Below are 14,413 nucleotides of genomic sequence, written 5' to 3' on the forward strand. Positions count from 1 at the left end.
TATGACACATTTGTTTAATACATACAATCGATATCCGATCGAATTAGTTGATGGACATGATTTTCACTTAGTCGATCGCAATGGCAAGGAATATGTTGATTTAGCTGCTGGTATTGGCGTCATGAGTTTTGGTTATCATAATCAGCTGATTCAAAGATCAGTTCAGGCCCAGCTGGAAAAAGTTTGGCATACTTCTAACCTATATGAAAATTCGCTGCAAGAGAAAGTGGCTGATAAACTGGTTCAATTATCTGGCGGCGACCAGCTTGTTTTCTTTGCTAATTCGGGTACCGAAGCGAATGAGGCAGCATTGAAATTAGCACATAAGTATACAGGCAAGGCTAAAGTCATGACTTTTACGAACTCATTTCATGGCCGTACTTATGGTTCGCTAGCAGTCACGGATTATCCCGGTATCAAACAAGGATTTTTTGTTGATACGACTGAAGTTGTCGTAGCGGATTATAACGACCCAGCAGCCTTTGATCTGCTTGATGACAGCTTTGCAGCTGTCATCGTGGAGATCGTTCAAGGCGAGGGAGGTGTTAATCTCATTGATCCCGATTGGCTGAAGGAACTGGTTTTCAAAACACATGATAAACATGCTTTAGTGATTATCGATGAAGTGCAGACCGGTATCGGACGAACTGGCAAATTCTTCGCTTTTCAGCATTACGGTATTAGGCCGGATATCATCACCAGCGCAAAAGCACTGGGATCGGGTTTGCCGATCGGCGCGATGATCGGTAGACAAAAATTAGCCAGTGCCTTTACACCGGGATCTCATGGCACGACTTTTGGCGGCAATATGCTGGCGATGGCTAGTACTGATGCCGTGTTGACCCAAATGACTCCTGATTTTTTGGCCGATGTCAGCCATAAGGGCGCGATGCTGATTTCGGCACTGAAAATAGGCCTGGTTGATGTTGATCAAGTACTGGCGATTCGCGGACTTGGGCTAATGGTCGGTATCCAATTAGCAGCTGATTTACCGGTTGAATCAATTATTTCTGATCTGCAGGCAGCTGGTTATCTCACAATTTCTTCAAAACACAATACTTTGCGGCTATTGCCGGTACTTGTGATCGACGAAGCCAGCTTACTGCAGGCAGCCAAAAAAATAAGCCAAATTATCAAGACGAAAGCAGAGGTTTTAGCATGACGAACATTTTTCAGGGACGTTCATTTCTCAAAGAAGCCGACTTTACAGCTGATGAATTCTATACGCTGATCAAATTGGCCGAACATTTAAAGGACTTAAAGGCTCGCAATATTGAACATCATTATATGACTGGTAAAAATATTGCGCTTTTATTTGAGAAAACCAGTACTCGAACACGGTCTTCTTTTACTGTCGGCGCAAACGATTTAGGCGCTCATGTGGAATTTTTGGGCGCTCATGACATTCAGTTTGGCAAAAAAGAATCCTTGATCGATACAGCTAAAGTTTTGGGCAGCATGTATGACGGTATCGAGTATCGCGGCTTTGATCAGTCGATCGTCGAAAGCTTGGCCCAGTATTCTCATGTGCCGGTCTGGAATGGCTTGACCACAAGTTGGCATCCGACGCAAATGCTGGCCGATTTTATGACGATCGATGAACTATTCGGCCATATTAGAGGCGTTAAATTAGCTTATCTCGGGGATGCACGGAATAATGTGGCTAATTCGCTGCTTATCGCTGGGTCGATGCTGGGTGTTGAAATCCACTTGGTCGCGCCGAAATCTTTACAGCCTGAAGAATCAATCGTCAAAATTGCTAGACAGTACTCGAACAGCTTTATGATCACGGATGATTTGGATCAAGGTGTTGAGGGTGCCGATGTTTTGTATACGGATATTTGGGCTTCGATGGGTGAAGAAGATTTGTGGGGAAAACGAATCAAACTGCTTCAACCTTATCAATTAAATGCACAGGCTGTGGCTAAGACACACAATCCTAATACGATCGTTTTGCATGATCTACCAGCTTTTCATGATCTGAAGACGAGCATGGCACAAGATGTTTTTGAAAAATTCGGCATTAAAGAAATGGAAATTACCGATGAGGTTTTCAATGCGCCTTATGCACATCAATTTCAGCAGGCTGCTAACCGAATGCACACGATCAAGGCTGTTATGGCAGCTAGCTTAGGTAATTTATTTATCCCGCAGGCAATGAGTCAGCCATGACCACACGCTATCTTCTTTTAGAAAACGGCTCTGTCTACACGGGCCAAGCCTTTGGTTTGACTAAGATCGAAAATCTGCTGTCGGGTGAACTGGTCTTTAATACAGGCATGACGGGTTATCAAGAAAGTTTGACTGATCCCTCATATTTTGGCCAGCTTTTAGTCTTCACTTATCCGTTGATTGGTAATTACGGGATTAGCAAAACAGCGAGCGAAAGTTTCAAAACACAGGCTAGTGCTGTCATTGTTCATGAACTAGCCCGCCGGCCAAGCCACAATCACATGCAGTTATCCTTTGATCAATGGGCTAAACAAATGTCTTTACCTGGATTGACAGGGATCGACACACGGGCTTTGACAATTGAATTACGTCAGTTCGGCACAATGAAAGCTGTGATGACAGATGTTTTATCTGATCAGACGCTCGCTAACTTAAAGGCCGGCAGTTTAGATGATCAGCAGGTCCAACAGGTCACGACCCCGCAGATCTATGAGCAGCCTGGCCGGGGATTGACGATCGCCGTTGTTGATTTTGGCTTAAAACAGTCTATATTGCACTGTTTAAAAGCTAGACACTGCCGAGTGATCGTCTTGCCCGCTGATAGTGATGCGCAAACGATTCTTGCCTACCATCCTGATGGTGTCCTGCTTTCTAACGGCCCTGGAGATCCGAAATCTCAGCATGCTGCGTTGGATATGATTCGGACAATTGAACAGGTCAAGCCGCTGTTTGGCATCTGCCTAGGCCATCAATTGTTCGCCTTAGCTAATGGTGCCAGTACTTATAAGATGTCCTTTGGTCACAGAGGCTTTAACCATGCTGTGTCTTCGTCAGACCACCGGCATTTGGATTTTACAGCTCAAAATCATGGCTATGCTGTCGATGAGGCTTCGCTGGCTGATACGGATTTATTGGTGACTTATCGTGAAGTCAATGATCATACAGTTGAAGGTCTCAAGTCCACGAAATATCCTGCTTTTTCTGTTCAGTTTCATCCAGAAGCAGCACCTGGGCCGCATGATACGGGCTATTTATATGATGATTTTCTCAAAATGATTCAAAAGGCGGGCACATGACAAAAAGAACAGATATTAAAAAAATCCTCGTGATCGGATCAGGTCCGATCGTGATCGGTCAAGCTGCCGAATTTGATTACTCAGGGACACAAGCAAGTCTATCCTTAAGAGAAGAAGGCTACTACGTGATTTTGGTCAACTCGAATCCGGCTACGATCATGACTGATAAGCAAACGGCTGATAAAGTTTATATCGAACCTTTGACTTTAGCCTATTTAAAAGACATCTTAAAAAAAGAACGGCCGCAAGCAATTTTAGCGACTCTTGGCGGTCAAACGGGTTTGAACTTAGCCAAAGCGCTAGCTGAAGATGGCATATTAGAAGAGCTCAGTGTCGAACTGATCGGTACAAAATTAGCTTCGATTCAGGCTGCGGAAGATCGCCAAGAGTTCAAAGCCTTGATGAAAAAGCTGCATCAGCCGATAGCTGATTCCAGCATTGCTGAAAACATACCAGCTGCCTTATCTTTTGCCAAACAAAATGGTTATCCCGTGATCGTGCGGCCAGCTTATACCTTGGGCGGCACAGGCGGCGGCATGGCCCATAACGAAAATGAATTGACTCTGATCGCGGCTAATGGGTTGGAGCGGTCGCCTGTGACGCAGATCCTTGTCGAGAACTCACTCGCAGGTTATAAAGAGATCGAGTTTGAAGTCATGCGTGATCATGATGATAATGCCTTAGTCGTAGCCTCGATGGAAAACGTTGATCCGGTCGGTATCCATACAGGCGATTCGATCGTTGTCGCTCCCGTACAGACACTATCTGATCATGATTATCAAATGTTGCGTGATGCGGCTTTAAAAATCATTCGTGCGCTGAAGATCGAAGGTGGTGTCAATATCCAAATGGCCTTAGATCCTGATAGTGATCAATACGACATCATTGAGGTCAATCCAAGAGTATCGCGTTCATCGGCTTTAGCTTCTAAAGCCACAGGTTATCCGATCGCCAAGATCGCGGCCAAGATCGCGGTTGGATTGACTTTAGACCAAATTCTCAATCCTGTTACAGGCACAACGACAGCGGCTTTTGAACCGGCTTTGGATTATGTCGTTGTGAAGATCCCACGCTGGCCTTTTGACAAATTTACACAAGCTGATCGAACCTTAGGTACACAAATGAAAGCCACAGGCGAGGTGATGGCTATTGGCCGCCATTTGGAGGCGGCCTTCTTAAAAGCAGTCAGATCTTTGGAAATCGGCGCTTTGGGTCTGATGGATATTAGTTATGACGATTGGCCGACTGACCCTTTGATGGCCGCTTTGATGCCGGCTAGAGATGATCGTTTATTTATGATCAGTGAACTTCTCAGACGGGGCCAAAGTTTAAACAGCATTCATGAATGCACGAAAATCGATATCTTTTTTTTGGACAAATTACTGCATATTATTGAAATTGAACAGGCTTTAAAAGCTCAGCCGAATGATCTTCAGACGCTTCAGACGGCCAAATCTTACGGTTTTAGCGATCACACGATCGCACAGATCTGGCAAGCTCAGGAGACTGAAATTCGTCAAATTCGTCAGCGTCAAGGAATCCAAGCAGTCTATAAAATGGTTGATACGGCAGCTGGTGAATTTGCATGCCAAACGCCTTACTACTATTCAACTTATGAACAGGTAAATGAGTCGATCAAAGAAAGTCGTCCCAGTGTCTTGGTATTAGGATCCGGTCCAATTCGTATCGGCCAAGGCGTGGAATTTGATTATGCGACAGTTCACGCGATCAAGGCTATTCAAAAAGCTGGCTATCGGGCTATCGTGATCAATTCCAATCCGGAAACAGTTTCGACAGATTTTTCGATTTCAGACAAGCTCTACTTTGAGCCTTTGACCTTGGAAGATGTCTTGAATGTTGTTGATTTGGAACAGTCGATCGGTGTGGTTGTACAGTTTGGCGGTCAAACAGCTATCAACCTCGCTGCACCGCTGGCACACGCTGGTGTGAAAATTCTCGGCACAAGATTAGCTGATATCAATTTGGCTGAAGATCGTCAGGCTTTTAATCATGTGATCAAACAGCTCACGTTGTCGCAGCCTTTTGGCAAAACAGCGACGACGGTTGCACAAGCTTTAACTGCCGCTAAGCAAGTTGGCTACCCTGTGCTGATTCGGCCTTCTTATGTATTAGGCGGTCGGGCTATGGAGATCGTGGCCAATGAAAACGATCTGAGCAGTTATATGAAACGGGCTGTGGCAGTTTCTCATCAACATCCAGTTCTGATCGATTCTTATCTGATAGGCCAGGAAGCCGAAGTGGATGTTGTCAGTGATGGTACAACGACTGTCATTCCCGGCATCATGGCTCATATTGAACGAGCCGGTGTTCATTCTGGTGATTCGATGTCAGTTTATCCGGCTCAGCTCAGCCAAAAAATTCAAGCACAAATCGTGACGGCTGCTCTAAAACTTGCCAAGGCTCTGCATACAGTCGGTTTGATGAATGTCCAGTACGTGATTCACGATGAACAAGTTTATGTTATCGAAGTTAATCCGCGTGCTTCTCGAACAGTACCATTTATCTCAAAAGCGACGGACATTCCTTTAGCCCAGTTAGCCACACAAGCCATGCTGGGTATTAAATTAGCTGATCTAGGCTATCAAACAGGCCTGGCAGCTGCCAAAGATCAAGTTTATGTCAAGGCGCCCGTTTTCTCCTTTTCTAAGCTAGCAAAAGTTGATTCGTCTTTGGGCCCGGAAATGAAATCAACAGGAGAAGTCATGGCAATTGATGATACGCTGCCTAAAGCGCTGCATAAGGCTTTCGTTGCCTGCGGTTTTCATGCTGCTGGTCAGGGAAATATATTGTTCACGGTTGCAGATGATGATAGATCCGAGGCCTTGACCATGGCTAAGAAATTTGATCGGATCGGTTACACAATTTTTAGTGGGCCGAAAACAGGCAAATACTTCAGTCAAGGTGCTTTAGGAAACCACACCATAGACAAACAAGCTGATTATCTGAAAGTATTTCGTGAAAACGATATTCAGCTGGTCGTTAGTACGGCGGATGTTTCAGATGAAGCCGATAGTCAGGCGATTCGAGCTGCAGCAATTGCCGATGGTATCAAAACATTTACTTGCTTGGATACTGTGGCGGCATTTTTAAAAATATTTGAAAGTTCAGAAGATAAGCATGATGAAAAAATCAGAAATGACCAACAAAATGGCGACAATCAATATTCGACAACGTGTTGAAATTTTATTAGACGGCCTACTTTACATGCGAAAATATGCTGGTCGGACGATCGTGATTAAATACGGCGGCAATGCCATGGTTAATGAAGAATTGAAAACGTCTGTGATGCGTGATCTTTATCTTTTACAGACGATCGGAATGAAAATAGTTTTGGTTCATGGTGGTGGTCCAGCTATCGATCAAGCGATGTCCAGACTGAATAAACCGACGAAATTTATTGATGGTTTGCGATATACAGACGGGGATGATATTCAAATCATTAATGCTGTTTTATCCGGGCAAGTCAATAAAAGCCTCGTAGCCGATTTACATAAAATAGGTGCTAGGGCGATTGGTTTATCGGGCGCAGATGGTCATTTAATTCAAACAAAACAATTGTCAACGGAACTGGGTTATGTCGGCAAGATCTCAAAAATTGATGCCGAGGCGATCAAATTGCTTTTGAATGCCAACTATATTCCTGTGATCGCAAGTATCGGCATTGATGATCGTGGCCAGCTGTATAACGTTAATGCTGATACAGCTGCCTCTGAAATCGCAGCTGCACTGAATGCTGAACAATTTATTTTGATGACTGATGTCCGCGGGATATTGCGCGATATCAAGGATCCTGATTCTCTTTATCACGAATTATCTGTCGACCAGGTGCAGCAAATGCTTGGCTCAGGTGCTTTAAAGGGCGGCATGATTCCGAAAATAAGAGCTATTATTGCTGCTATCAACAACGGCTTAAAAGAAGCTGTTATTTTAGATGGCCGGGTTGAACATTCAATCTTACTAGAGCTGTTTTCTACTGAAGGGTATGGTAGTTTAATTACGCAATAACGATTGCAGTTATTATTGAAAAGGCTTTCATTTATGAGCAGACTGTGCTAAACTGTAAGTAAGGATTCAGTGAGATCCAGTCGATAATTAAGTTTGTTGCATTTCCCGTAAAGGTGAATAGGATCTCAAGTAATCCTAAATAGCAATTCCATCAGCGTTTGGTGACATGACTAATTAGATTCTAGAGCTAGTTAGATACAGTCATACAGATGTTAAGCAATCAATAAAGACGTGGGTGATGCCAAGGGCTTTTGATTGTTGATGGGATTGTTTTTTTATATTTAAGGTAATTATTTACGATCTTCGTTTTCAACGATCAAAAAGCCTCTTTCACGACGGTAGGAACTGGGTGTTTGTTTTGTATATTTTTTAAAAGTTCGCAAAAAATAGGATTTATCTGTAAAAGACAAATAATCGGAAATTTGGTCCAAACTATATTCTGTTCTTTCTAATAATATTTTCGCGGCTTCGACTTTGGCAATTCTGATGTATTGGTTCAGACTGATTTGATACTGCTGTTTGAAAGCGAGCGATAAATTTTGTTTTGATGAATACAAGACTTTAGAAATATCACTAATTTTCAGTTTTTCGCTCAAATTTGTATCTATGTATTTTTTGCATTTCTCGGCCAATTTCAGCGATTGGTTTTTTGTGTACTCTGCTAAAGTTTGAAAATAAAAATAAGTAATTTCGTTGATCCAAATGTTAAAAGTCGGCAAGGCAGCTTTCAATTCGATTTTTTGTATTAACAAATTTTCGATATTGAAAGCTTTTTGTGCAGGCAAACCACCATCGATCACCGCTTGAGTTAATTTAACGACCATGGAAATCAAGGCATTTTTTTCACCTCGTACAAAATTATTCTCTGCAAATAATTCGCCAATGATTTGTGTGTGTGTCAATTTACTTAATTCAAAAACCATTGTTTGACGATCTAATGTTTTGACAGCGTTGAGCAAATTTTTTTCATTATTATAGAGTTCCTGATCGCTGACTTTGTTTTGCTGAAAGTGGATCCATTCACCTTCAAGATCAAAACGATTAACGGTCAGCTGCCAATTGGGTGCATCCTCATTTTTATAAAGTGTATAGACAAGTTGACAGATGCTGCTCATTTGACCAAGAAAATTGATGATGCCAAAATCTTGCAGAGGTGGATGATAAACACGAAAGTTTGGCACTAAAATGAGTTTTTCACCTTGGCTGATCGGTACGACCAGAAAATAATTTCGCGGTTGTTTGACCAGAGTATACACATTTTCAGCCGCATGGCCAGCCATCTTTGAAAGGCCTTTTTTATTCGCTGATCCCATTTCAATAAAAACCGAACTCAATGTTTCTTTGTCGGCAAATTTTTGATATATATCGATGCCAATTGATTTAGCAAAAAGTTCCAATCCCACCACGATATCAACCTCAAATTCAATATATATTCAATCTATATGTAAATTATATCAATCATGAGAAATTTAAGTAAATAATCCTATTTAACATCATATTGTTCAATGACTGTTTTTAACGGGACTGATAATTTGAAGACGGGCAGATTTTTTCCAAAATTTACCGAATTTATTATTGTTTGAGAAAAAATCGTTTTGCCCTTTCTGAGTAGATTTTGATTAAAAATTACCGGGCAGTACGATCTTTTTTCTTCGCAACTTTCATGAATTAAATATTTTGATCGTATTTATGGAGAGAGGAGCAACAATAATTTGAAAAGATTTAAGAAAACAACTATTTTTTCATTATTAATCTTAGCTATTTCTATTTTTCTGCCACTGGCAAATTTATCAGGTTTGAGCAATAGCGCGAAAGCTGATACAACGAGTTATAGCAATATTTCTCCGAATTATCAATCTAACGCTAGCGGCACTAGACCGAACACTGCAAATAGCTGGACGATTCCTGGCCAAACAGATGTCGTTAACCATCAAGGTGGAACGGCAGCTGGCTGGGATGGCGTGAGTTCTTGGAATGGCGATTCATCTAATACGACGAGTTCATACATTAAATATGGCACTAACAGCGGCAATCCGGATTTTGCGATTCGTAAATATGCCAAACAAACGACAACACCGGGTCTGTATGACGTCTATTTAAATGCCAGAGGCAATACGCAGCAAGATATCAAGCCGATCGATATTGTCTTAGTTGTCGATATGTCTGGTTCGATGACCCAAACCACTAATGGCGTTTCTAAGGCCACAGCTGTACAAAATGGTATTGCACAGTTTATGAGTTCGATCGCAGCTGCTGGCTATGCCAACTACGTCAATGTTGGTTTGGTTGGCTATTCAAACGTCATCAGAACAACGGTGCCTATGGCTAGTATGACATCCAATGCTAGCAACATTAACAATGCTATTTCCACAAATGGACCCAACGGAACAACTTTCACACAATTAGGCATTCGAAATGGTGCTGCGATGCTAAATGCTGATACCAGCGGCAATAAGAAAATGATGATTCTGATGACTGATGGCATTCCTAATCAGTCTTATCATGTTTTGACCGCTTCGACGGTCAATGGTTTGGTAAACGGCAATACTTTCAGCAGTATTCAAATTGATTCTGCTGATACAGCCACTTCAAAATTTAATAATTCTTACGCTGCAAGTGGTCTCACGATTGCTGATACTTGGGCAGCAACGATGGGTGAGGCTGGAATTGCGAAAGCTAGTCCCAATAATGATGAAATTCATGTCTTGGGAATTCAGCTGACCGGCAACAACTATTTGAACATCGGCCAAATCACAACTCGTATGCAAGCACTGGCTTCCTCAGATACCAATGGGCCGATGTATCAGGCAGCAGCTTCACCAACTGAAGTGCAGAGCTATTTAGTTAGTCAGGCCCAAAACGTGATCAGCAGTTTTAACACGATCGTGAATGGTTCGATCACAGATCCATTGGGCAGCCAGTTCATTTATTCAGGTGCTAATCCACAGGTTACTAGTGTTGGTTCAGTAGCAGTCGATACAAGTTTGATATCTGCCGGTATTGCCAATGGCACGATCAATATTGCAAATTTAAATCTTGGCAAGAACCAAGAAATTCAGATTCACTATCAAGTACGGATCAATACTGAAGATCCAAACTTCGTGCCTGACAAATGGTACCAAATGAATGGCAAAACAACGCTCACAGCCGACGGCAGCAAGCCGACGATTCAGTACGATTTTGCGGTTCCTTCGGCTAAAGCGTCCGGTGTTTCGATTAATGTGAATAAAATTTGGCATACATTGACGAATACAAGTCAGATACCTGATTCGATCACATTTACGGTTCAAAGGGCGACGACGACGCTGGCTGGTACTTGGCAGCAGGCAGCCGGTACATTGACAAAAGCCAATAATTGGACTGGTAGTTTTGCTCAATTAACGAGTAATGGCCAAAATGTTTATTTACCGAAGTTCAATAATTTGGGCCAGGATTTTACCTACCAAGTGACAGCTGAAAATTCAGTAACGGGATTTGTTTCCAACATCGCTAATAATGCTGGGATGTCAATGATCACAAATAGTGAATTAGGTGTGAATGTCGAGAAGTATAGTGCTAATGATGGTCATAAATTAACTGGTGCTAGTTTCACACTTTACCGCTATAGCACTAACTGGGCGTCGCAAGATAGTAGCTTTTCGCCAATCACGATCAATGGCAATCAGGCGCTGATCAATCAGATCACACCAGGTTATTACCAGATCAAAGAAGCGACGGTTCCTGATGGCTATCAGCTGAATACGACAGCCTTTAATTTCAGAGTCGATGCAAATGGTAAATTTTATGAGCAGAATGGTCAAGAAATCACGGCGACTGTTTTGCCAAATACGGATGCTTTCTACTTGAAAACAACCGCAACTGGCGGTAAAGAAATTATTTTAGCCGCATATAATGGACTGAAAAATTTTGATCTAACTGTTAATAAAACAGATGCAGCCAACGGCAAAGCAGTCACTGGTGCTGAATTTACGTTAAAAAACGCCAACGGCAATACGATCGCTGTTTCAGTATCGAATTCTGGATCGACTTTCAATTTTAGCGGCTTAAAGGCTGGCACTTATAGCTTAAGCGAAAGCAAGACACCTGATGGCTATATACCGATCGCAAACGCCATTCAGATTACGATCAATCAAGATGGCACTGTTTCGATTCCAGGAAACACGCACTGGCAGTCAGTGCTGACTTCGGGCGGGACGGCAAACACGATCACTTTGACTGTTCCGAATTCTGTGAAGGGCATTCTACCGGTTACAGGCGGCCCGGGAAACATGGTCTATGTAACAGTCTCAATTTCACTTATCACGATCGCGCTCATTAGCAGCGGCTATTATTTCTACCGGATCAAAAGGAGGCAGCAAGATGATTAAAAAAATGATTTATTTCTTGATCGCACTTTTAACTTTCTTGGCATTTTCCTTAACGATCAGCGATCAAAAAGCAGCTGCTGCAAGCGATACTGGCCAAACGACTGTCATTTTGCATCATCGGTTATTTTGGGATAATTTGCCGGCTGATCAGACCGTCACTTCTGATGACGGATCCTTTCCTGGCAAAAATACCACTTTTGCTGTTTACGACATTACGTCGGAATATCATCATGCTTTAAAGCAGCACGACAGTCATTTCCTCGCCTCCTTTAAAGGCATGACTGAGACTGAGATCAGCGATTATGTCAAAAAAAACGATCTGACAGAACTCGCTCAAACAGTGACCGACGAGAACGGTATTGCTAATTTCGATCTTGCAAGCAATGACCAGCAGGCTTATTTAATCGTTTCCGTTGGCAATAATCAAAAACAGGTGAATGATTTAGTGTTTGAACAAAGGCCGGATCCGATCGCGATCAATTTTCCAATTTATGTTGGTGAAACGAATCAATTGCTTAATCCTGTCAATATCTATACGAAATCAGCTGTGATCAGTCGAGTACCTTATTTCTTCAAATATGGTGAGACTCTGTCAAAAGAAACAAAAGCACTGGCTGGCGTTCAGTTCGTTTTCTATAAAATTGATGCGGGTCAGAAATACTATTTGACCAGCGCTAATAACTGGATCCAAACAACTAGTCCTTTGTCAAATGAATTAGTCGAAAAGTTTGTTTCAGATAAGAACGGACTAGTTACTTTGAATAATAGTCAGTTACTAGCAGGCAGTTATTATTTTCAAGAAGTCAAAACAGCTGCCGGCTACACGATCTCTGCCGCAGCTGAAAAAATTGAAGTCGATATTCCAGCGATTTCTGATATTTCCAATCTGCAGACAATTAAGGTTAACGGACAAGCTCTGTTAAAACTGACTGATGGGCAAATTCCAGATAGTGCTTATAAGACAGCTGTGCCTAAAGTCTATAACTATCAGGCTGGACCTAAAAAAACTGAGAATCAGCTTTTTCCATTTTTGCCGCAGACTGGCGAAACGATCGGTGCTATTTCACTGATCGGTCTCTTAATAATTTTAGTTATCGGCCTGATTTTCATAAAAAAAAGGAAAGGGGTTTAAAAAGATGAAAAAGAGAATTTGGGCACTTTTGACCAGTCTGATCTTGGCGCTTCCGCTGTTTGCATCCTTATTTGTAGCCGGCGGTCAAGTATTCGCTACGACGACTGATACAGTTAATGTCACGATACACAAGCGTGTTTTTGATCAAGGCACTGTGCCGGCCAACAAACAAAATACTGGCGATACGATGAACGATTTTGGCGGTACACCATTAGCAGGTGTCACTTTTACAGCTTATGATGTAACTGACCAATATCTTTCATATCGAAGCGATGGTGCTGGCATGACAGCCGAAGCAGCCATCCAAAAGATTCAAAACGATGCAGCTATGACTGCACCGGCTTATGCAGCGAAAATTGCTGACGGTGTTACGACAAATCCTGACGGCACTTATACCTTTACTAATTTGGCATTAAAGAATGGTGATAAGGACAAGGTTTATCTCTTCGTTGAAACAAATTCACCATCAAATATTATTGCCAAAGCTGCACCGATCGTGTTAGCGATGCCGATTTTCAAGGGTAGCTCTAATACTGATATCAACAAAGATATTCATGTTTATCCAAAAAATGAACAAGCAACAGCTATCACCAAGGATCTTGATGATGCTAGCAAGACTAAGCTGGAAGTCACACTGCCTGATGGCAGCAAAATTTACAATGCCGGCTTTGGCCAAACATTCGGTTACAAAGTTGTTGTGGCCGTTCCTTGGAATATTCAAAGCAAAGATACCTTTAATGTTATCGATAATCCTGACAAGGGAATTGATATTGATGCCAGCACGGTCACTGTTGCCGGTTTGACAAAAGGAAGCGACTATACTGTTCAGACTAATCAGGTTGCTGGACATGGAGCTGGTTACAAAATTACTTTTAATACCCAATCTGCTGGCGTGATCGCGAATGCTGGAAAACTGCTGACGATCAGTTATCAGGCTGTTCTAACAAATGATGCTGTTGCCGATACAGCTATTAACAATACGGCTACTTTAACGATCGGCAATGGCACTGATTTGACAACGACACCAACTGATGGGCCAAATATCTATACAGGCGGTGCTAAATTCATCAAGCAGGATAAGCAAAGCTCAGCTGCTTTGGCTGGCGCGAAGTTCGTCTTGGTCACTCTTGATAGCAATGGTAATGTGGCTCAATATGCTTCTCAAGATGCTAATGGCAAGTACACTTGGAGCAATGATGCTTCAACAGCAACGACCTATACATCTGGCGCGAATGGCGGATTCACACTTGAAGGTCTTAATTATTCAAGCACTTTAGAAAATGGCGGCAGTTATGCTGTTGTTGAAACACAGGCGCCTGATGGTTATGCACTTTTGACAGATCCGCTAAAGTTCACAATTACGAAAGGAAGTTTCTCGGACAGCAGTATCATTCATGTTCTCGATATTAAAAAAGGTGTATTGCCGGCGACTGGCGGAACTGGTATTTACCTGTTCTTGATCGCTGGTTCGCTATTAATGTCTGGTGCATATGTCTGGAACAAGAGAAACAAGCGGAATTCAGAAATTTGATTTTCATTAATTTATATCATTTTGTTAAGCTTCGATCGCTGATGATTTCAAAGATCGAAGTTTTTTAATACAAAGAGAACTAGCAAATGTAATAAGTTTTTCACATGCC

The 14,413-nt window shown here is 42.2% G+C and carries 9 protein-coding genes; 8 read left to right on the top strand and 1 reads right to left on the bottom strand.

What is annotated here, in order from left to right:
* The first annotated feature begins 1 nt into the window (after position 1).
* The 5 genes from DLJ48_RS07355 to argB are packed head-to-tail and all read left to right on the top strand — an operon-like array spanning position 2 to position 7,274.
* Positions 2–1,162 carry an acetylornithine/succinylornithine family transaminase gene (locus DLJ48_RS07355; RefSeq protein ID WP_128686828.1) on the top strand — a complete coding sequence of 387 codons (1,161 nt, stop codon included), beginning with the start codon at positions 2–4 and terminating at the stop codon, positions 1,160–1,162.
* Positions 1,159–2,172, top strand: coding sequence for an ornithine carbamoyltransferase (gene argF, locus DLJ48_RS07360; RefSeq protein WP_128686829.1), 1,014 nt, complete (start codon positions 1,159–1,161; stop codon positions 2,170–2,172). Before DLJ48_RS07355 ends, argF begins: the two co-directional genes overlap by 4 nt.
* On the top strand, positions 2,169–3,248 hold the full coding sequence (locus DLJ48_RS07365) for a carbamoyl phosphate synthase small subunit (protein ID WP_128686830.1): 1,080 nt from the start codon (positions 2,169–2,171) through the stop codon (positions 3,246–3,248). Before argF ends, DLJ48_RS07365 begins: the two co-directional genes overlap by 4 nt.
* A complete protein-coding gene (carB, locus tag DLJ48_RS07370) occupies positions 3,245–6,448 on the top strand; it encodes a carbamoyl-phosphate synthase large subunit (RefSeq protein WP_128686831.1) in 3,204 nt (1,067 codons plus the stop codon). Before DLJ48_RS07365 ends, carB begins: the two co-directional genes overlap by 4 nt.
* On the top strand, positions 6,387–7,274 hold the full coding sequence (gene argB / locus DLJ48_RS07375; RefSeq protein WP_243148557.1) for an acetylglutamate kinase: 888 nt from the start codon (positions 6,387–6,389) through the stop codon (positions 7,272–7,274). The genes carB and argB overlap by 62 nt, the downstream gene beginning before the upstream one ends.
* A 290-nt stretch (positions 7,275–7,564) precedes the next feature.
* Here the strand turns inward: argB and DLJ48_RS07380 are convergent, their stop codons facing one another.
* Entirely contained in the window at positions 7,565–8,680 is a 1,116-nt protein-coding gene (locus tag DLJ48_RS07380) for a helix-turn-helix domain-containing protein (protein WP_128686832.1), read from the bottom strand.
* Between the two features lie 306 nt (positions 8,681–8,986).
* On the opposite strand from DLJ48_RS07380, the gene DLJ48_RS07385 reads away from it, so the two are divergent.
* The 3 genes from DLJ48_RS07385 to DLJ48_RS07395 are packed head-to-tail and all read left to right on the top strand — an operon-like array spanning position 8,987 to position 14,304.
* A complete protein-coding gene (locus DLJ48_RS07385) occupies positions 8,987–11,641 on the top strand; it encodes a SpaA isopeptide-forming pilin-related protein (RefSeq protein WP_128686833.1) in 2,655 nt (884 codons plus the stop codon).
* Positions 11,634–12,773, top strand: a complete 1,140-nt coding sequence (locus tag DLJ48_RS07390) for a pilin N-terminal domain-containing protein (protein WP_128686834.1) — start codon at positions 11,634–11,636, stop codon at positions 12,771–12,773. Before DLJ48_RS07385 ends, DLJ48_RS07390 begins: the two co-directional genes overlap by 8 nt.
* Positions 12,774–12,777: 4 nt before the next feature.
* Positions 12,778–14,304: a SpaH/EbpB family LPXTG-anchored major pilin gene (locus DLJ48_RS07395; protein WP_128686835.1), complete on the top strand. Its 1,527-nt coding sequence runs from the start codon at positions 12,778–12,780 to the stop codon at positions 14,302–14,304.
* The last annotated feature ends 109 nt before the right edge of the window (positions 14,305–14,413 follow it).

This window comes from Oenococcus sicerae (genome assembly GCF_004102045.2).
GTDB lineage: Bacteria > Bacillota > Bacilli > Lactobacillales > Lactobacillaceae > Oenococcus > Oenococcus sicerae.

Coding starts and splice junctions, on each gene's coding strand:
- argB (WP_243148557.1), top strand. CDS start 6,387: ATGATGAAAAAATCAGAAATGACCAACAAAATGGCGACAATCAATATT.
- carB (WP_128686831.1), top strand. CDS start 3,245: ATGACAAAAAGAACAGATATTAAAAAAATCCTCGTGATCGGATCAGGT.
- argF (WP_128686829.1), top strand. CDS start 1,159: ATGACGAACATTTTTCAGGGACGTTCATTTCTCAAAGAAGCCGACTTT.
- DLJ48_RS07365 (WP_128686830.1), top strand. CDS start 2,169: ATGACCACACGCTATCTTCTTTTAGAAAACGGCTCTGTCTACACGGGC.
- DLJ48_RS07395 (WP_128686835.1), top strand. CDS start 12,778: ATGAAAAAGAGAATTTGGGCACTTTTGACCAGTCTGATCTTGGCGCTT.
- DLJ48_RS07390 (WP_128686834.1), top strand. CDS start 11,634: ATGATTAAAAAAATGATTTATTTCTTGATCGCACTTTTAACTTTCTTG.
- DLJ48_RS07355 (WP_128686828.1), top strand. CDS start 2: ATGACACATTTGTTTAATACATACAATCGATATCCGATCGAATTAGTT.